This window comes from Vasconcelosia minhoensis LEGE 07310, from assembly GCF_015207255.1.
Classification (GTDB): Bacteria; Cyanobacteriota; Cyanobacteriia; order Phormidesmidales; family Phormidesmidaceae; genus Vasconcelosia; species Vasconcelosia minhoensis.
Genome location: NZ_JADEXG010000082.1, coordinates 1 through 17879, shown reverse-complemented (window position 1 = coordinate 17879; position 17879 = coordinate 1). Strand labels below are relative to the sequence as shown.

18 protein-coding genes are annotated in these 17879 nt (G+C 58.6%); 9 read left to right on the top strand and 9 right to left on the bottom strand.

Annotation, left to right across the window (positions count from 1 at the left end):
• Positions 1 to 187 precede the first annotated feature (187 nt).
• Complete coding sequence (locus tag IQ241_RS22815) at positions 188 to 682, top strand: hypothetical protein (RefSeq protein ID WP_193911692.1); 495 nt, start codon at positions 188 to 190, stop codon at positions 680 to 682.
• A gap of 62 nt (positions 683 to 744) precedes the next feature.
• Here IQ241_RS22815 and IQ241_RS22810 read toward each other — a convergent pair whose 3' ends face one another.
• From IQ241_RS22810 to IQ241_RS22795, 4 genes are read right to left on the bottom strand one after another with little or no spacing between them, the layout of a single operon-like run.
• Entirely contained in the window at positions 745 to 954 is a 210-nt protein-coding gene (locus IQ241_RS22810; protein ID WP_193911690.1) for a hypothetical protein, read from the bottom strand.
• A 7-nt stretch (positions 955 to 961) separates the two neighbouring features.
• Positions 962 to 1297 (bottom strand): YlcI/YnfO family protein, encoded by a 336-nt coding sequence (locus tag IQ241_RS22805; protein ID WP_193911688.1) that lies wholly within the window; start codon positions 1295 to 1297, stop codon positions 962 to 964.
• A gap of 2 nt (positions 1298 to 1299) precedes the next feature.
• Positions 1300 to 1734, bottom strand: coding sequence for a PIN domain-containing protein (locus tag IQ241_RS22800; protein ID WP_193911686.1), 435 nt, complete (start codon positions 1732 to 1734; stop codon positions 1300 to 1302).
• A 45-nt stretch (positions 1735 to 1779) separates the two neighbouring features.
• Positions 1780 to 3096, bottom strand: a complete 1317-nt coding sequence (locus IQ241_RS22795) for a dihydroorotase (protein WP_193911684.1) — start codon at positions 3094 to 3096, stop codon at positions 1780 to 1782.
• A gap of 128 nt (positions 3097 to 3224) precedes the next feature.
• Here IQ241_RS22795 and lepB point away from each other — a divergent pair, with 128 nt between their 5' ends.
• Positions 3225 to 3773, top strand: a complete 549-nt coding sequence (gene lepB / locus IQ241_RS22790) for a signal peptidase I (protein ID WP_322743758.1) — start codon at positions 3225 to 3227, stop codon at positions 3771 to 3773.
• Here lepB and IQ241_RS22785 read toward each other — a convergent pair.
• The gene (locus tag IQ241_RS22785; RefSeq protein ID WP_193911682.1) at positions 3770 to 5032 is read right to left on the bottom strand and encodes a dihydroorotase; all 1263 of its coding nucleotides are present in this window, start codon (positions 5030 to 5032) and stop codon (positions 3770 to 3772) included. The genes lepB and IQ241_RS22785 overlap by 4 nt on opposite strands.
• 9 nt (positions 5033 to 5041) lie before the next feature.
• Entirely contained in the window at positions 5042 to 6391 is a 1350-nt protein-coding gene (locus IQ241_RS22780; RefSeq protein ID WP_322743757.1) for a histidine phosphatase family protein, read from the bottom strand.
• Positions 6392 to 6551: 160 nt separating this feature from the next.
• On the opposite strand from IQ241_RS22780, the gene cofG reads away from it, so the two are divergent.
• Positions 6552 to 7517 (top strand): 7,8-didemethyl-8-hydroxy-5-deazariboflavin synthase subunit CofG, encoded by a 966-nt coding sequence (gene cofG, locus IQ241_RS22775; RefSeq protein WP_193911694.1) that lies wholly within the window; start codon positions 6552 to 6554, stop codon positions 7515 to 7517.
• Here the strand turns inward: cofG and IQ241_RS22770 are convergent.
• A complete protein-coding gene (locus IQ241_RS22770; protein WP_193911680.1) occupies positions 7501 to 8727 on the bottom strand; it encodes a type IV pilus twitching motility protein PilT in 1227 nt (408 codons plus the stop codon). The two genes, cofG and IQ241_RS22770, sit on opposite strands and share 17 nt — an antisense overlap.
• 246 nt (positions 8728 to 8973) lie before the next feature.
• On the opposite strand from IQ241_RS22770, the gene rpsB reads away from it, so the two are divergent.
• The 6 genes from rpsB to IQ241_RS22740 all read left to right on the top strand — a co-directional run bounded on the left by rpsB (position 8974) and on the right by IQ241_RS22740 (position 15200).
• Positions 8974 to 9759, top strand: a complete 786-nt coding sequence (gene rpsB / locus IQ241_RS22765; RefSeq protein ID WP_193911678.1) for a 30S ribosomal protein S2 — start codon at positions 8974 to 8976, stop codon at positions 9757 to 9759.
• Between the two features lie 74 nt (positions 9760 to 9833).
• Positions 9834 to 10457 carry a translation elongation factor Ts gene (gene tsf, locus IQ241_RS22760; protein WP_193911676.1) on the top strand — a complete coding sequence of 208 codons (624 nt, stop codon included), beginning with the start codon at positions 9834 to 9836 and terminating at the stop codon, positions 10455 to 10457.
• 154 nt (positions 10458 to 10611) lie between these two features.
• Positions 10612 to 11844, top strand: coding sequence for a hypothetical protein (locus IQ241_RS22755; RefSeq protein ID WP_193911674.1), 1233 nt, complete (start codon positions 10612 to 10614; stop codon positions 11842 to 11844).
• 10 nt (positions 11845 to 11854) lie between these two features.
• Complete coding sequence (gene recG / locus IQ241_RS22750; RefSeq protein ID WP_193911672.1) at positions 11855 to 14392, top strand: ATP-dependent DNA helicase RecG; 2538 nt, start codon at positions 11855 to 11857, stop codon at positions 14390 to 14392.
• A 110-nt stretch (positions 14393 to 14502) separates the two neighbouring features.
• Complete coding sequence (locus IQ241_RS22745; protein WP_193911670.1) at positions 14503 to 14901, top strand: DUF433 domain-containing protein; 399 nt, start codon at positions 14503 to 14505, stop codon at positions 14899 to 14901.
• A 77-nt stretch (positions 14902 to 14978) separates the two neighbouring features.
• Positions 14979 to 15200 (top strand): hypothetical protein, encoded by a 222-nt coding sequence (locus IQ241_RS22740; RefSeq protein ID WP_193911668.1) that lies wholly within the window; start codon positions 14979 to 14981, stop codon positions 15198 to 15200.
• Positions 15201 to 15290: 90 nt separating this feature from the next.
• Here IQ241_RS22740 and IQ241_RS22735 read toward each other — a convergent pair whose 3' ends face one another.
• Together IQ241_RS22735 and IQ241_RS22730 are read right to left on the bottom strand one after the other, a co-directional pair.
• Entirely contained in the window at positions 15291 to 15824 is a 534-nt protein-coding gene (locus IQ241_RS22735) for a DUF4168 domain-containing protein (RefSeq protein WP_193911666.1), read from the bottom strand.
• Positions 15825 to 15922: 98 nt separating this feature from the next.
• Positions 15923 to 17755: an ATP-binding protein gene (locus tag IQ241_RS22730; RefSeq protein ID WP_193911664.1), complete on the bottom strand. Its 1833-nt coding sequence runs from the start codon at positions 17753 to 17755 to the stop codon at positions 15923 to 15925.
• Positions 17756 to 17879 lie beyond the last annotated feature (124 nt).

Below are 17879 nucleotides of genomic sequence, written 5' to 3'. Positions count from 1 at the left end.
TCATTGGTATAACCGACAAAGACTGCATCAGTCGCTGAATTATCGAACACCAGATGAGGTTTATGCAGAAAGTAGATGAGAAAGTCAGTTGATGTGTCATACTCGTTGAAAGCGTATTAACTACGTAAATCTTTCAGAGCTTAACTGCCCTTTCATGTTGTTCAGTCTCTGGGGTCCATTTCACTATGTGACCCAAAAGCTGCAAGACAAAGACGACATCCAGCTTGTATGTCAACCGACTGAAGTCTTAACGGCTCAGTTTCGAGCCGACCTTGAGACCATCACTGATCGCCAAATCGTGCTGCTGTTTGATGCTTTTGAGCATACAGGTGAAATCTTAGAGCGCTGGCTGCTAGAAATCTTAGCTGGCAAGCATGGAAGGTTGCCCCCGAACTGTATCTGGGTAATCGCTGGACTCAATCAGCTCGATTCCGTAGTTTGGTCGGGCTACGAGCCGGTAGAGCTTCAGTTAATTCCTTTCACCCCAGAAGAAGCTACAAAATTTTTGCAGAATAGTGGAGTATCTGTCCTTAACGAGATCAGCATAATTTTAGAAGGATCAGGGTGTTTACCCCTGCTGCTAGCCGTTCTAACGAAAAATGCTCATAATCACCCTGCATTGATGGGTGATACTAATGAAATGATGAGAAGCTTTCTACAGTCAGCCTTGAACCAGCGTTAACTCAGATTCCCTCGACAGCGCTTCTGAGCTTCCACGTAAATTCTCAGCGCAGCGGCCATATGCTACTCAGCTTCTTCACCCTTTGATTGAAACCACAGTAGAGTCTCAGAATCAACTCGCACAGCGACTGTTTCCGTTGCTGACGATGCAGGCATTCGTAGCTTAGCCTGTGAGAAAAACTCGTCACCAAGCGGTGGAATATCGGATGTGTCAATATCATCATCCGTCATCGCGTCAATTCTAGACCAGTCGGTTTTTGAGGTGTTGCTCATAGCAACATCAATGCTTATGTTTTGCAGCATCCTGAATTTTTTGCCGGAGACGAGCGACTATCTCAGGACTCAACTCAGGTTCTGGTTCACCAACCTCACGTGTAGCTAAAGCAGCTTCAACCTCCTCAGCAGATGCCGTTCCCAATCTTTGTAGCAGCTCATCAAAAGCCTGCTTCTGCTGCTTGACTTCCTCTTCAGGTACTACCCGAACGGTATAGGCCAGTGCAGCCTGGCGAGTGAGGGCATAAACTATGTATTGGTTTAGAGAGACACCTTCGCCTTCAGACAGGCGGGTTAGCTGCTGATGGAGGGTCTCTGGTAATCGAAGGGTTAATCGGCTCATACTCAATTCGCTCCTGATGTCAATTTTATAGCTAACTGAACCGGGGTTATTACCTGTAATCCTAAGCTCTCCCTCGCCCTTTGAAAGTCGCGAAGATTAGAGGTGATGACAGATGCACCTGCATTCATTGCACAGTCAATAACTAGGTCATCTCCCGGATCTGGAGAGGTTGGTCGCCAAGAGTAATGGATCGCCGTAAATTTAGCACGACTGAGTAGCGTGACCAAGACGGGCTGCAGGGGTTGCCAGCGAAATTGTGAGAGTTTACGAGATAAAACATCTTCGTATTCGTAGGCGAGTGCATCGGTAATATAAACATCGAGTAAGCCTATTAGCCAAGCCTCCATAACTAAGCTAGCTGCGCTACCCTGCTTCGTTAATCCCTCAAACACAACATTGGTATCAATGACAACACGAGAAGGTGGCACAGAGGACATGACACTACTTATAGCACTACAAGCGGTGTCGCGGAGCCGATCTTCTTATCCGTCGAAGCGTAGCGCCTTGCCCCTGACGGTGGTATCTATCTGGCCGCGATTGTAGACGACCTGGCCGCCGACCAGGGTGACGACGGGCCAGCCGGTGAGATTCCAGCCTTCAAATGGGCTCCAGCCGCACTTAGTTTTGAGTTCTTCGCGGCGGACGGGGCGGTAGGTGTCCAGGTCTACCAGCACCAGGTCGGCGTCATAGCCCGGTTCAATCAGACCCTTGTTGGGAATTTGATAGGCCTGGGCAACCGCCGTAGACATCCATTGGGCCACCTGGGCGACTTCGCAGCGGCCCGCCATGGCCTGGGTCAGCATCAGCGGCAGCGACGTTTCCACACCGGGCATTCCCGAAGGTGAGTTGGGGTAGCCCTTGGCTTTTTCCGCCAGCGTGTGGGGGGCATGGTCGGTGGCGATGAAGTCAATGACGCCATCGAGCAGCGCCTGCCAGAGGACTTCGCGATCGCGCACCGTCCTTAAGGGCGGATTCATTTGGACCAGCGTGCCAATCTTTTCGTAGGCGCTGACGTCCAGCAGCAGATGCTGCGGCGTCACCTCTGCCGTCACCCAGTCGGGCTTGTCCTGCCGCAGCAGCTCAGCCTCATCGGCGGTCGAAAGGTGCAGAATATGCAGGCGGCGCTGATACTTTTTTGACAGCTTCAGGGCCAGCTGAGTCGCCAGCAGGGCGGCCTGATTGTCCTGAATCTGGGAGTGAACCGCCGGGTCGGTGCGGCCCGCAAACTGCTGCCGTCGCTCCACAATCCGCGCCTGATTTTCAGCATGGACGGCGATCAGCCGCTGGCCCGTAGCAAAAATTCGCTCAGTCGCCTCAGCTTTGTCTACCAGCAGCGGACCGTGGGTGGACCCCATGAAAATTTTGATACCGCAGGTCGGCGTCGCCCGGTTCAGGTCAGCCCAATTCTCAGCGGTCGCACCGATGAAAAATCCATAGTTGACCAGACACTGACTCGCCGCCAGAGCTAGCTTATCGGTCAGAATTTCCTGGGTGGTCGTCAGCGGCAGCGTGTTGGGCATCTCCAGAAAAGAGGTGACGCCGCCCTTGGCACAGGCGCAGGTGGCGGTAAACAGGTCCTCCTTGTGGGTCATGCCAGGGTCGCGAAAGTGGACCTGGGGGTCGATTACGCCGGGCAGCAGGGTCAGCCCGGTTCCGTCAATTCTCGTCGCGTCATCGGCAGGGGTGGCGCGATCGCCAACCGCCACAATCTGGCCCGCCTCGATCGTCACATCACCCCGCTTAAAGTCGCCCGAGGGCAATAGGATCTGGCTGTTTTGAATAATGGTCTGGGTCGTCATTTTCGTCCTGCCCGGCTGTGACTTTAGTTCGGTTCGGCTTGAATTATGATGATTTAAAGCCGAGTCAGCTATGAAACCTAAGATAAGGTTGTCATCGCGCTTTTTCTATCCCTCTCGCGGATTCTACTGTGTCCAAAAAGCCGCCAAAATCATCGTCCAATCCCTGGCTAGAAGGGCTCCAAACCATTGGCATGAGTCTGATCCTGGCCTTCGGCATTCGCCAGTTTGTGGCCGAAGCCCGATTCATTCCTTCCGGATCGATGGAGCCGACTTTACAGATCGACGATCGCCTAGTGGTCGAGAAGATCAGCTATCACTTCAATCCGCCAGAGCGCGGCGATATCATTGTATTCTGGCCGCCGGAGGAACTGACGCTTCCAGGCACCCGCCGGGATGCCTACATCAAGCGTGTGGTTGGCCTGCCCGGTGACACTGTCGAAATTACCGAAGGCACTGTCTTTATTGACGGGCAGGCGCTGAACGAAAGCTACATCATGGCCCCGCCGGACTATCAGTGGGGGCCAGAGGTCGTCCCGGCGGAGTCGTATCTGGTGCTGGGCGACAATCGCAATCAAAGCTACGACGGCCACGCCTGGGGCTTTTTGCCTAAAGAAAACATTATTGGCCGGGCAGTCGTTCGATTCTGGCCGCCCGACCGGATCGGTGGGCTCGATTAGGCGGGCAACCAGGTGCGAAGCACCCGCCCGGTGAGGTCGCGGTTGAGCCAGGCCGTATTCGTGGAGAGTGACTTCAGCGCAGTGGGCGAAACCGTCCAGGCGGCGGCGGGATCGAATAAAACCAGCTCGGTCGGCTGATGCACTTGCACCTGTGGCGGTTCGAGGGCGAGGCAGCAAGCAGGCTGAAGGCTGAGGTAGCGCCAGAGCTGGAGAGCCGACCACTGACCCGAGGCGACAAACCGCTGCCACAGCACCGGCAGCGCCAGCTCTAACCCTACTGCGCCGGGCGGTGCCAGGCTGAAGGGAACGGTCTTCTCTTCGTAGGTATAGGGCTGATGATCGACCGCGATCGCATCCAACGTCCCGTCCGCCAGCCCTTCAATCAGCGCCTGCTGATCCAAGGGCGTCCCCAGCGGTGGCGCTAGCCGCAGGCTGGGGTCGTAGCTTTGCAAATCCTGACTATTGCAGACCAGATGCAGCCAGGTGACGCTGGCGCTGATCGGCAGCCCGCGAGCTTTAGCTTCCCGAATCAGGGCTACGCTGCGGACGGTGGAAATCCGCATCAGGTGAACCGGCGTCTGAGTCACGGCGACGCATTCTAGAATGGTGGCGACCGCGGTCGTCTCAGCGATCGCCGGGACCATGGGCAGCCCTAGCCGCAGCGCATCGACGCCTGCGCGGGCGGCACCGCCGTTAGCCAGAGCGCGATCGCAGGGCCAGAGGGCAATCGGCTTTTGCAGCGGCTGGGCATAGTCCAGCAGGCGGCTGAGCAGGACGGCGTTTTCTATCGGCTGGCCGTCGCTAAAGCCGACAGTTCCAGCCGTCGCCAGCTCCGCCAGTTCGCTCAGCTGCTGACCCTGGGTGCCGAGCGTAATCGCGGCCCAGGGCAGCAGCTGAGACCGACGAATACCCTGACTGAGCCGCAGCTGCTGGGCAACGGCGGCAGAATTGTCAGTCACCGGACGGGTATTGGGCAGCAGTCCCACCCGGGTAAAGCCGCCCGCCGCCGCCGCCTGCTGAAGGGACGCCAGGGTTTCCCGCGATTCATAGCCGGGCTCGCCGCTCTGGCTGTAGAGATCGACCAGGCCCGGAGCGAGGATTAGCCCTGCACCCTCGATAATGTCGGTGTCAGCAGGATAGTCGCTGAGGCTAGGCGCGATCGCGCTCACCCAGTCAGCCTCAATCAATACATCGGTCACGCAGTCCCGTTGAGAAAGCGGGTCGAGCAGACGAACCTGGCGAATTAGCGTACTGGGCATACAACCAAACTACAGGGCACCCGCCGCCGTTTTGTCCAGAATGCTGCCAGAGAGATGCATCGTAATATTGGCCGCGCTGAGCATCGGCACGCTGTTGGCCCCAGCCGGATAGTCGATCACGCTGACCGCCCCGTTACCCTGCTTGAACTGCCAGAAATGCTCTGGCCCTAGCCCCGTCACGTGGCAGAGGATAGCCTTGTTAATCGCATCGTGGGCGACCACCAGCACCGTTTGAGGCTGGTCACCGCCGCTGTGGGCCGCGACGATGTCCTGCCAGGCCGCGATCGCGCGCTGCCAGACCTGCTGTAGGTTCTCGCCCTCGGGCATCTGCACCGTCTCGGGCGCGGTCTGCCACTGGGACAGCAGCCCCGGATAGGCCGCTTCGATATCGGCCTCAAACTTGCCTTCCCAAGCGCCGTGGCTAATCTCCCAAAGCGCCTGCGATCGTGCTAGGGACACCTTGGGATGAAACGCTAGAATTTTTTCAGCAGTCTGCTTGGGTCGCAGCATCGAGCTGCTAACGGCGGCGTGGATGGGAATTTCCTTGAGAAAATCTGCTGCCCGGGCTGCCTGTTCCTGTCCGGTTGGGTTCAGCGGCACGTCGATCTGGCCCTGGAAGCGCTGATCCCGATTCCAGTCGGTTTCCCCATGGCGCACCAGCAGCAGGCGCGGCCCCTGGAAGCCCGTCCGCAGCGGCGGCAGCGGGCTGTCCATATGACCGGTCAGGTTCATCGACTCTAGCTGCACGGCGTCGCCCCAACCCCCGGCAAAATTCAGCACGCTGATGGCACAGTTCGCCTGGTAGAGGCGATTTAGGCTTTCGGGGCCGAGTGCTAGAGCAGAGCCAATCAGCGCTCGATTAATGGCACTGTGGGCGACCGTAATCACCGTCTGTCCCCGATGCTCGGTAAGCAGCTCCTGCCAAAAGCGAGCCGCCTGCGCCCAAATGGCGCGAACCGGGTAAAAATCTGCCGCGCTGCCGTCGGTTTGGGCCACCGACATGATTAAATTTTCCGGCTGCTGCCGCCAGGCGCGATACTGCTCGGGAAACTGGGCCTCGACGTCGGTAAAGGTGAGCGCTTCCCACAGCGGCAGGCTAATTTCCTTAAGGTCGTCCGAAAATTGGGGCTCGGGGAACTTGGGCTGCTGCTGCCGTAGGGTTTCGGCAATCAGCTCAGCGGTGCGGCGGGCACGCTTTAGCGGACTAGCGTAGATCGCATCGGGCACAATACCGCTGAGGGCGGCTCCCACTCGGCGGGCCTGCTGCTCTCCTAGCTCCGTCAGCACGGACTGATCGTCGTGCCCCTGGATCATGCGTTTGACATTGAAGCTGCTCTGCCCGTGACGGACTAGAATCACCCGGGTCGCCCGGTTCGGTGATGAAGTGCTCAGGGAATCGTCCTCTTCTGCTCGCAGCCAGTGAAGATTGTATCGTGTTTTAATGTGCCCTTCTGTGGGCTATCTCACTGTGGCCCGATTGCGACCTGAGGGAGCGATCGCGCTTTCTACTCCCCCTTCTATGTCCCACCCGATTACCTACAGTCCCGCCTTCACCCTCGTCCCCACTTACGAATGCTTTAACCGCTGCACCTACTGCAATTTTCGTACCGAGTCGGGCAGTCCCTGGCTGTCGCTAGCAGCGGCGCAGCAGCAGCTGACTCGTCTCCAGGGCCATGGCATGATTGAAATTTTGATTCTCAGCGGCGAAGTCCATCCCCAGAGTGCGCGCCGGGCCGCCTGGCTGGAGCGGATTTTTGACCTCTGCCAGCTGGCGCTGAAGCTGGGCTTTTTGCCCCATACCAACGTCGGGCCGCTGAGCCGGGCCGAGATGCGGCAGCTGCGGTCGGTGAATGTGTCCATGGGGCTGATGCTAGAGCAGGTTGCCCCCGCCCTCCAGCAGACGGTGCATCGCCATGCCCCCAGCAAAGACCCCGCCGCCCGGCTACAACAGCTAGAACAAGCGGGAGTTTTACGAATTCCCTTTACCACCGGGCTGCTGCTAGGCATCGGCGAAACTGAAGCCGACTGGGCCGATACCCTGGCCGCGATCGCGCACACCCACCAGCGCTGGGGCCACATTCAGGAAGTCATCCTCCAGCCCCACCAGCCGGGCCATCGCCAGGCGGCAGCCCCTTGCCATGGGGCGACGCTGCTGCGCGCCCTACGGCTGGCCCGCCAAATCCTGCCGCCGGAGATTACTTTGCAGATCCCCCCCAATTTAATCCGCCGCCAGACGGCCCTAATAGACTGTCTGACGGCGGGAGTCCGCGATTTGGGCGGGCTGGTGCCGCTGGATGAGGTCAACCCAGACTATGAGCACCCGCCCCTGGCTAGACTTAAGCAGCAGCTCCAGCGTCAGGGCTGGACGCTCCAGCCGCGCCTGCCGGTCTATCCGGCCTACGACGATTGGCTGGAGCCGCCGCTGCGGGCAGCGGTGCGGGACTGGCGCGATCGCCTTGCCGCTTTGCCTACACCCGGCCCCTGAGCATTTGGGCCATCTCATTCTGCTTTGGCGACTGCTCTAGGGCGACTTCCTCAGTGATTCGCCCGGCCTCATACAGGGCATAGAGCGACTGGTTCATTGTGCACATGCCGTCGAAGGTGCACTTCGGCAGGATGGCTTCGATTTCGTCCAGCTGACCGCGCAGCATGTAATCCTTAATCGCGTCGGTGTTGATCAGGATTTCGTGGAAGGCGGCCCGCTTGCCGTCGGTGGTGCGGCAGAGCCCCTGGGCGACAACGCCGACCAGCGATTCCGCGATCGCGATCCGCACCGGGGCCTGCTGCTCCGGCTCGTACATGCCCAGAATCCGCTCGACCGTCTTCACAGCGCTGTTGGTATGCAGCGTCCCGAAGACCAGGTGACCGGTTTGGGCCGCTTTGAGGGCAGTGTCGATGGTTTCGCGATCGCGCATTTCACCCACCAGAATGATGTCGGGGTCTTCCCGCAGAGAAGCCTTGAGCGCGTTCTGGAATTTCTTCGTATGGACGCCAACTTCCCGCTGCTTAATCAGCGACCGGCGACTCTTGTGGACAAATTCCACCGGGTCTTCGATGGTGATGATGTTCTTGGCCATATCCTTGTTGATATAGTCAATCATCGCCGCCAGAGTGGTCGATTTACCCGACCCGGTCGGCCCTGTCACCAGAATCAACCCCTTGTGGTAGTGGCAGATATCGCGAATCACCGGCGGCAGCGACAGCTGCTCAATCGTCAAGATCTCGACTGGGATCAGACGAATGACCAGGGCGGGGCCTCTGAGGCTGTCAAAAATATTGATCCGGATGCGGGAGAACTCAAACTCGGCGGCGCCGTCAAAGTCGAGCGTCAGCTTGAATTCTTGAATCTGCTCTGGCGTCATCACCTCAGCTAGCCAGCCGTAAAAGGTTTCCTCATCCGTAATCGGATAGTCGGTGGTGTCAATTTCTCCCCGGTTGCGGAATCGCGGTATTTCCCCAACCCCGACATGCAGGTCAGAGTAGCCCTTGTCAAAGGCTTCGCGGGCTAGCTTTTTCAAGGTGACCTGACCGGCCATGCCGGCAGCGGTTGGCAGCGGCGGCGGCGCTGCTGCCCGATGGGCCGGAGGGTTAGCGGGGGCGGCAGCGGCTGGCGTAGCCGCCGGGGGCGGTGGAGTCACCGGGCGGCCAGGCGGGGGCGGGGGCGGCAGCGGCGGACGTTGCGTGGTATTGGTCATAAGGCACCTCTTCCGTCAAGATCGCAGGCATAGAAAATTTCATCGCTCGGGCAAATCAGGTCAGCTGGCCCAAGCCTTCCCTATACTGCCCAAACCGTCCAGCCGATCGACCAGTTCTGGCCCCTCACCAACCCACCAGCGCTGTGCTAACCTAGTAAAGTTGTCAAAATTCACACATCTGGATTTTCGGGTGTCTCCTTGAGAGATGCGGCCAGATGGAGGTTTAACCCGAAAGGAGATCAATTTATGTCAGTTGTTTCTTTGGCTGATCTGCTTCAGTCAGGCGTTCACTTTGGCCACCAGACCCGACGGTGGAATCCCAAAATGGACCCCTACATTTTCAGCGCCCGCAACGGGGTGCATATCATTGACCTGGTGCAGACCGCGCAGCTGTTAGACGATGCTTACGGCTTTGTCCGTAATGCCTCTGAGCAGGGACAGAGCTTTTTATTCGTGGGCACCAAGCGTCAGGCCGCCGGGATTATTGCCGAAGAGGCTACCCGCTGTGGTTCTTACTATGTCAACCAGCGCTGGCTGGGCGGGATGCTGACCAACTGGGCGACGATCAAAACCCGCGTAGACCGCTTGAAAGAGCTGGAGCGGATGGAAGAGACCGGCGCGATGGCCCGCCGTCCGAAGAAAGAAGCCTCGATGCTCCGCCGCGAGCTGGAAAAGCTGCAAAAGTATCTGGGCGGGATCAAGCAGATGCGCCGCATCCCCGATGCCGTAGTAATCGTCGATGTGCGGCGGGAATACAATGCCGTGCAGGAATGCCAAAAGCTGGGGATTCCGATCGTGTCGCTACTCGACACCAACTGCGACCCGGATGTCGTGGACGTCCCCGTGCCCGCTAATGACGACGCCATCCGCTCGATTAAACTCATCGTCGGCAAGCTGGCAGACGCCATCTACGAAGGATCCCACGGCCGGGCAGCGGAAAGCAGCGACAACGATGGAGATATATACGACGGCTACGATGACGTCGATCAGTACGAAGATGAAGCGCCGGCTGAGGCTGCCGCTGCGAGCTAACCTTTACCTGCTTATAAAGTTGGATAGGTAATGTAGCTTTTTTTTGAAGCCCACATTCACATAGGACGAGGACTATGGCAGAGATTTCTGCAAAACAAGTGAAAGAGCTGCGCGACCAGACGGGCGCAGGCATGATGGACTGTAAAAAGGCGCTGAAGGAAAATAACGGCGACCAGGCGAAGGCCGTTGAGTGGCTGCGGCAAAAGGGCATTACTTCAGCGACTAAGAAAGAGGGCCGAGTCGCGGCTGAGGGCTTAGTGCACAGCTACATCCATACAGGTGGCCGGGTGGGGGTGCTGGTCGAGGTCAACTGCGAAACCGACTTTGTCGCTCGCCGAGAAGAGTTTAAAGGGCTGGCCCAGGATGTAGCAATGCAGATTGCCGCCTGCCCCAACGTCGAATACGTCAGGGTTGACGACATTCCGGCGGAGATGGTCGAGCGCGAAAAGCAAATTGAGATGGGCCGCGACGATCTGGCTAAAAAGCCAGACAACATTCGCGAAAAGATTGTCCAGGGCCGCATTGAAAAGCGGCTTAAAGAGCTCTCGCTGATGGATCAGCCCTTTATCAAAGATCAGAATATCACCGTTGAAGAGCTGGTTAAAATGTCGGTAGCCAAGCTGGGTGAAAACATTCAGGTGCGCCGGTTTGACCGCTACGTGCTGGGTGAGGGTATTGAGAAAGAAGCAGTAGAATAGGCCCAGAATAGGCCCAGAATAGGCCCAGAATAGGCCCAGAGCAGGCCGGTAGCTCGGAGCGCGATTTAGAGTACTGACGGGGGTACTGATAGGAGCGCGTTCTCTAGAGACTTTAGGGAACGCGCTTCTGTCTTAGTCAATCATTCAGCATTGCATGGTTAAAGCAAGAAGCCAGATTCAACGCAGGCTAGAGCAGCTGCAGCAGCAGACAGCGACGATGGCGGATGATTTTGACCAGCTCCATCGAGACTATCTGAAAGTGCTGGCCGAGGCCAGTCAGCAGCAGCTAGTTCTGGCCGCCTATCACCTCTGCACTCAGGTCTATCCAGACAAGTTCGTGGCGCTGTCGCTGAGCCAGCGAGAGCAGCTACAGCAGGCAATACGAAAGTTGGGGGCTGAACTGCTACATCAGTTTCTGGAAAGGCTAGAAGCGGCTCAGCGGCTCAGTCGGCAGTCGAATCAGGCCCAAGGCATCTCCGTTTTGAAGCAGCTAATGGCAGCGCAAAAAGCCGCGAGTCGGCAAGCCCATACCGAGAGCTTGGATGACAGTTTGGATGAAAGCTTAGAGGGGGCGCTAGATCCGTCTGAGCTAAACGCTGAGCTAGACGCTGGGGAAAACTGGAAAGTGGATGAGGGCATAGCGGCAGCTTACGATCAGATGGCGACTGAGGCCTACGATGAGACAGCAGACAATGAGGACTATGACGATCTTTCTGCCTCGTTAGACCTGGATGAGGCTCTGGCTGACTCTGATGCTATGCTGCTCGATTCGGCTGAGCGACTCTCACCGACCGAAGAGGCCGACCTGATGCAGGCGCTCGAAAACCTGGCGGCGGAGCAGCAGGCCGACGAGATCGCGGCTGAGTCTCCCCTACTGCCCATTCACCTGGCAAAGCAGCAAATGCTTTTAGATAAGTCGCTACGCGAAGTGCTCAAAGTCGTTTCGGAAGCGGCTAACCAGCTCTTACAGCAGGCTAAAATCGTGCCGACGCTGCCTAAGGCGCTGATGAACGCAGCTGCCGAGACGGAGGCGATGGCCGAAGCCCCTGCCGCCGTTCCCAATATTTTGAAGGTCTCAATCCGCGTCATGCGGGGGATGGATGGGCTGACCGCAGACGCCGATCGGGATAGCTCGGATAAGCCCAAGTCGAGATCGCGCGAGGTCTACGAAGTAGAATCGCTGCCCGAATTTGCGGTGATCCATCTGCGGCTAAGCGAGGTGGAGTTTGCCGACCCCAAGGTCTCCCTCTGGCGCGGCAAAATTCGCGAACGGATTGGCCGGCTCAAGCAGCTCGGCGTAGAATATCAGAAAACCGAGCGGGCGCTGGCCACGGCCAAAGCCGAAGACGCCTGGCGCGCCAGCTGGACCAGCCTGCAAGCTGACTAATCGGGAGCCCATGATTGCCGATCCCTCTCCGAGCCCGCCCGCCGTTGACTGGGTGCGCCTGCAAAAGGCGCTCAGCATCGAAGCCGAGCGCGGGTTTAACGACCTGGAAGGCCAGCAGCAGCGGTTTAGCGATTTTCTCAATACCAGTCTGAGGCAGGGCCTACATGCTTCAATTGCCCTCTCTGGCCGCGACCAGGAGCGCTGGCAAAGCCTGGCGGAGCAGTTTGGCCGCTACGATGACCTTTCCTTTGCTCAGCGCCAGCACCTGGTAGCCGATACTCGCCGGTTCTTACACCAGATGCAGCAATCAGTGGAGGCACTGCCGCTGATGGCAGCGGCTGCCGCTGGTCACTACGAGGCGGCGGGCTCCCGACCGCCTTCGGCAAAATCGGCCAGGCCGCCGAAAACGACTGACTTGGCTGGCAGCGCTGCGACCGAATCGCCTCAGGGACTAGACCAGCCGCTAACCTACCTGAAGGGAATTGGGCCGAAGAATCGAGATCGCTTAGCCAAGCTCGGCATTCTCACCCTGCAAGACGCCCTGTTTTACTATCCCCGCGACTACATTGACTATGCCAGGCAGGTGAAGATTCGCAATCTGGTGCCGGGTGAAACCGTCACCGTGGTCGCGACTGTGAAGTGCTGTAACTGTTTCAACAGCCACCGCAATTCCAAGCTGACCATCTTTGAGCTGCTGGTCTTCGACAGCACGGCGCGACTCAAGGTCAGCCGCTTTTTTGCCGGGACGCGCTTTCGCAATCGCGGCTGGCAGGAGCGGCAGAAGCGGCTCTATCCGCCCGGCTGCGTCGTGGCGGTGTCGGGGCTGGTGAAGCAAACCAAGTACGGCATTAACTTAGATAATCCCGACATCGAGGTGTTAGGCAGCGATGCTGACAGTATCGAGTCGCTGACGGTGGGGCGGGTGGTGCCGGTCTATCCGCTGACCGAAGGAGTCGGGGCCGACCTAGTACGGCGGGCCATCGTGGCGGCGCTGCCATCCGCCGCCCAGCTGCGCGATCCGCTGCCCAAGGCGCTAAGGCAGCAGTATGAGCTGGTTGACCTGCCGGTTGCGATCGCGCATATCCATTTTCCCCCCGACAGCGAGTCCCTATCTGTCGCCCGCCGCCGCCTCGTCTTTGACGAATTTTTCTACCTCCAGCTGGGCCTGCTGCGCCGCCGCCGTCAGCAGCAGGCCGAGCAGACCCAGATCCAGATGGCGCCGACGGGGGCGCTGATTGAGGAATTTTATCAGATGCTGCCGTTTCAGCTGACCGGCGCTCAGCAGCGGGTGGTGCAGGATATCCTCCACGATTTGCAGCGGCCCACGCCGATGAATCGACTGGTGCAGGGCGACGTCGGCTCGGGCAAAACGGTGGTGGCGGTGGTGGGCATTCTGGCGGCGATCCAGGCGGGCTACCAGGCGGCCCTAATGGCGCCGACCGAGGTACTAGCAGAGCAGCATTACCGCAAGCTGGTGAACTGGTTTAATCTGCTGCACCTGCCGGTGGAGCTGCTCACCGGCTCAACCAAGGCGGCCAAGCGCCGCAACATTCACGCTGAGCTAGCGACGGGCGAACTGCCGGTGCTGGTAGGTACCCATGCTCTGATTGAAGACCCAGTCCAGTTCAGTCGGTTGGGGCTGGTGACGATTGACGAGCAGCATCGCTTTGGCGTGGCCCAGCGGGCGCGCCTCCAGCAGAAGGGCGATAACCCCCACGTGCTCACCCTGACGGCGACGCCGATTCCCCGGACGCTGGCCCTCACCCTCCACGGAGACCTGGATGTGAGCCAGATTGACGAGCTGCCGCCCGGCCGCAAGGCCATTCAGACCACGCTGCTGTCGAGCCGCGATCGCACCCATGCCTACGACCTAATCCGGCGCGAAGTCGCCCAGGGCCGACAGGTCTACATCGTCCTGCCGCTGGTGGATGAGTCGGAAAAGCTAGACCTGCGCTCGGCGATTGAGGAACATCAGCGGCTGCAAGCGACGATCTTTCCCGAGTTCAAAGTGGGCCTGCTGCACGGGCGGATGTCTTCTGCCGATAAGGATGCGGCGATTACGAAATTTCGCGATCGCCAAACCCACATTCTCGTTTCGACCACCGTTGTCGAGGTCGGCGTCGATATCCCCAACGCCACGGTGATGCTGATCGAACATGCCGAGCGCTTTGGCCTGTCGCAGCTGCATCAGCTGCGGGGCCGGGTCGGCCGCGGCGGCAGCCAGTCGTTCTGCCTGCTGATGAACAGCACCCGTAGCGAACCCGCGATTCAGCGCCTGCGGGTGCTGGAACAGTCCCAGGATGGCTTCTTCATCGCCGAGATGGACCTACGCTTTCGCGGCCCCGGCCAGGTTTTGGGCACCCGCCAGTCCGGCCTGCCGGACTTTGCCCTGGCCAGCCTGGTGGAAGACCAGGACGTCTTGGAACTGGCCCGCACCGCCGCCGAGCAGATGATTCAGCAGGATGATTCGCTAGACGGCTGGCCCCTTCTCAAAGCCGAACTCGACCGCCGCTATCAAAAACTTATGGGCGGCGCCATCCTGACCTAAGGCAAAAATGCCTGTAAATACTTGGGTACCCTGCAGCGTCATGATGCCGTTCAATCCGCTTACCTCTCTGTAGGATACGATTAAGATAGCTTCAAATCAGGAGTGAAACTGTGGAAGAGTCTTTTGAACAGGCATCGGCAATCATCCGAACAGACTGGGGGTTAACAATTTCAGGTACGCGCATTACCATTTATGACGTGATGGATTATCTGACAGCTGGATATCCAGACAATCTTATTCGCGAAAAACTCTGTCTCACAGATGAGCAAACCGAGTCTGCCTTATCTTATATCACGGCTCATCAGGCTGAAGTAGCCGCGGAGTATCAGCAGGTTTTGCAAATTGCAGAAAAGAGTCGGCAATATTGGGAAAAGTACAACAGAGATCGCGTTTCCAATTCTTCTGAAATGCCAGATCGGCCCACCCAGGCGGCTCTCCGGGCCAAACTTCAAGCCTGGAAGGATAGACTTGAAGCCAGAGAGGGAGCGGGTCGGCTCTATATCCCCTAAGGTAATGCTCATTCATGGCCTGGCCAGGTCGCCCAAATCCATGGCCAGGCTAGAGAAGGCGCTCAAAAGAGAAGGCCATGAGGTCTTCAACCTGGGCTACCCGTCGAGAAAGTTTGAGAGCGATGATACCCGGACGCAGCGATGGGAAAGTCTCTGTTGAAAGCGCTAAAGTCGAAGGGATGAAGGCTTTCAAAGTCATCCATGCGGCCCACCCGGTGATTATGAACCAGCCGGGCGTCATCAAAGACGTGGTTCAGTTTTTGAAATTTGGCAGCTTTGACGCGAATCCTTCGATTTGACCGGTCTCAGGCGAGAGATTTAATCAGCCATAGAAGTGAGCGCGAGGCCTAGCAAGACCAGGCCCCGACAGCGGGTCAGTTGCCCGTTCCCTAGCTCTGTCCCTCCAGTCGCTGGATAATTTGCTGCTGGAGTTCAGGATCCTGCTGGGCCATGGCAAAAATTTGCTCAAACTCTTCGACGGTCAGGCCCTCTGCCTGGATGGCCTGCTCCATATCAGCTCTGGCACCGGCTCGAATGTCATCGACCTGCTCTGAGGCCGCTGAAAACTGCTCCGCCTGATCGGACGGAATCTCTGTGGTCGCTTCGGGCGTCTGCTGCGTCTGGGCAATGGCATTGAACTGATCGATCGTCAGCCCCTCGGCCTCAATAGCCGCAATCAGCTGCGGCTGGGTTTCGGCTCGAATCGCCTGAATTGCCTGATAGGCGCTGACGAAGCCGTCAATTTGGCTTTCAGATAACTCCATCGCCTGAGGCGGAGTCGGCTCGGCGGGGTCAATCTGCTGAGCCTCGGTTGGCGGAGTCGGCTCCGGCTCCTGAGCCATGGCCCACTCAGCCGCGATCGCGGGTGCTAAGAGCAGTAGGGCTGCCGTCAGGGAACCCCTGAGAAGTTTAGCTTTTAACATCGTTGGATTCTAGGGAATGCGTCATTTCGCTAAGTGTACCGCCTCATCTTAAAACCTAAACCTAAGAAACTTGTAAAGGCGACGACGGCTAACCCCTTTCAGTCAGCCCGATATTGTGCCAATAGCTCCGGCAGCGCATCGTAGCCTTCGATGCCGATCTGTTTGACCAGCTGCGATCGCTGACTCTGCAAATGCTGTTGAAATGTGGCTTCGCCCAGCTGTCCCTGTAAAACCATGGCTAAGCCTGCTGCCTGACGCCATTCCTTGGCGCCCATGCTCTCCAGCAGATAGAGGCTGAGGTGGCTGTAGTAGACCACGGCGGCAAACTGGCTGAGGGCGTGATTGGCTTCGGCCAGGTAGAGGGCGTGGAGGCCCTGGAGGTAGATGTTGCCCGAGGCTTGGAGGGTAGGCAGACCCTGCTCTAAAATCGCGATCGCGCGTCCCGGCTGGCCTGAAATGCTGTAGCCTAATCCCAGGCTGCTGTAGGCTAGGGCCTGACTTTGGCGATCGCTTTGTTTCCCCGCGAGTTCGAGGCCCTGCTCTAGATACGCGATCGCGCCGCCGTAGAGCGCTTCATCAATCCGCTCAGACGCCTGGCCCGAGAGCACCTGGCTGTAGCCCAGGTTCACCAGCGCATTCGCCTCGCCCAGCCGATCGCCCCGCTGGCGGGCGGCGATCAGGGCGCGCTGGCTGAGGTCAATCGCCAGCGGATAGTCGGCAGCGAGGGCGGCGGTGCGGGCCAGATGGCAGAGATTGGCAATTTCGCAGGCGGCGTCACCGGCAGCGCGGGCCGTTTGCAGCGCCCCCTGATGAAACTGCTCGGCCCGGTCCAGACGGCCCAGATTACGCTGAGAATATCCCAGCAGGGTCAGCAGCCGGGCTTTTTCCTGGGTGCCCTCGACCTGCTTGAGCGGGTCGGTGAAGTAGTCCAGCGTCTCCTTCAGATAGCTGCCCGAGAACGAGGCAAAGACGCCGCCGTAGAGCGGAAAGTCATCGCGCTGGGCAAAGCCGCGCAGGGTCTGGAGCATGGCCTGAAAGCTGGCTTCGCTGAGGCTGGGGCGGATGGACTGAAACCCTTGAAACAGCTGGCTCCAAACCGCCGCAAAGATTAAAAAAGTGCTGTAGGATAGCTGCTTCCCGGCCCGGATGTCGTAGGGCTGCCGGTCAAACCAGTTGACCAGGGACTGCTGAATCAGCTGGAGCAGGACCAACAGCTCGACCCAGCCGCCCGCCTCAATCTGGCTAGCCGCGATCGCGACTTCGGTCACCGGCTGCTGCTGCGCCAGGGCTGCAAACAGCTGCCGGGGCAGGGCGCTCTGTACCTGCTGCCGCCACCGTTCCCAGGGGCCATCCTGCAGCGCACCAAAGCCTACGGCGCTGCCCGCCGGACGGTAGAGCCAGCCCATCAGGTCGCCTTCCAACCGGCCAAAGCTCTCCAGCCCCGCCTGGATGCCCTGACCCAGGGATTTCAGATCCGCCGCAGCCGCGTCCTGCAGCCGCTGGGCCAGCTGCTTCAGCTGCTCCCGACTCAGCGGCTCTCCGCCCGCAGGCTGATTGGGGTCAACCACTTGCAGAAAGGCCAGCAGCCGCGCCTCGAGCGCTGCCGTTTGAAGTTTCTCAGCCGCCGCTGCGACGGCCTGACTGGCCTGCTGGGACTGCTGCCACTGCTGCCACTGGGTCTGAATGGTTTGCAACGCTCTGAGCATACGCGGCGCTTTCAAAGAAGTCTCCAGCTCGGGCTGAATCGCGTCGATTTGGCTAGCCAAACAGCGCTCAAAAATTTCGCCCGTACCGCGCTCAACGGCGTCTATGAGCCGCGATCGCACCTGCTGCTTAGAGCGAATATTCCCCTTTAGGGTTTGCTGCACAATCCCCTCAATGAGATCGAGATATCGCTCGTCTAACGACTTAAATTCTGAAGGTTGCACCATACCGACTCCTAGAGCGCCCAACGCCGAAAGCTAGCTTGAGGCCATTGTAGTAGCAAGCCGCACAGGCGACATTCCAGCCCCATTCCCCCCATCGCTATACTAGTGAAGCCCATCACTCCCCCAC

Bases quoted from the DNA above. Each gene is read 5' to 3' on its own strand.
- cofG (WP_193911694.1), top strand. From the start codon at position 6,552: ATGTCCCACCCGATTACCTACAGTCCCGCCTTCACCCTCGTCCCCACT.
- IQ241_RS22770 (WP_193911680.1), bottom strand. From the start codon at position 8,727: ATGACCAATACCACGCAACGTCCGCCGCTGCCGCCCCCGCCCCCGCCT.
- IQ241_RS22805 (WP_193911688.1), bottom strand. From the start codon at position 1,297: ATGAGCCGATTAACCCTTCGATTACCAGAGACCCTCCATCAGCAGCTA.
- IQ241_RS22800 (WP_193911686.1), bottom strand. From the start codon at position 1,734: ATGTCCTCTGTGCCACCTTCTCGTGTTGTCATTGATACCAATGTTGTG.
- IQ241_RS22755 (WP_193911674.1), top strand. From the start codon at position 10,612: ATGGTTAAAGCAAGAAGCCAGATTCAACGCAGGCTAGAGCAGCTGCAG.
- IQ241_RS22735 (WP_193911666.1), bottom strand. From the start codon at position 15,824: ATGTTAAAAGCTAAACTTCTCAGGGGTTCCCTGACGGCAGCCCTACTG.
- recG (WP_193911672.1), top strand. From the start codon at position 11,855: ATGATTGCCGATCCCTCTCCGAGCCCGCCCGCCGTTGACTGGGTGCGC.
- IQ241_RS22810 (WP_193911690.1), bottom strand. From the start codon at position 954: ATGAGCAACACCTCAAAAACCGACTGGTCTAGAATTGACGCGATGACG.
- IQ241_RS22740 (WP_193911668.1), top strand. From the start codon at position 14,979: ATGAGGTCTTCAACCTGGGCTACCCGTCGAGAAAGTTTGAGAGCGATG.
- IQ241_RS22785 (WP_193911682.1), bottom strand. From the start codon at position 5,032: ATGCCCAGTACGCTAATTCGCCAGGTTCGTCTGCTCGACCCGCTTTCT.
- IQ241_RS22730 (WP_193911664.1), bottom strand. From the start codon at position 17,755: ATGGTGCAACCTTCAGAATTTAAGTCGTTAGACGAGCGATATCTCGAT.
- IQ241_RS22795 (WP_193911684.1), bottom strand. From the start codon at position 3,096: ATGACGACCCAGACCATTATTCAAAACAGCCAGATCCTATTGCCCTCG.
- tsf (WP_193911676.1), top strand. From the start codon at position 9,834: ATGGCAGAGATTTCTGCAAAACAAGTGAAAGAGCTGCGCGACCAGACG.
- rpsB (WP_193911678.1), top strand. From the start codon at position 8,974: ATGTCAGTTGTTTCTTTGGCTGATCTGCTTCAGTCAGGCGTTCACTTT.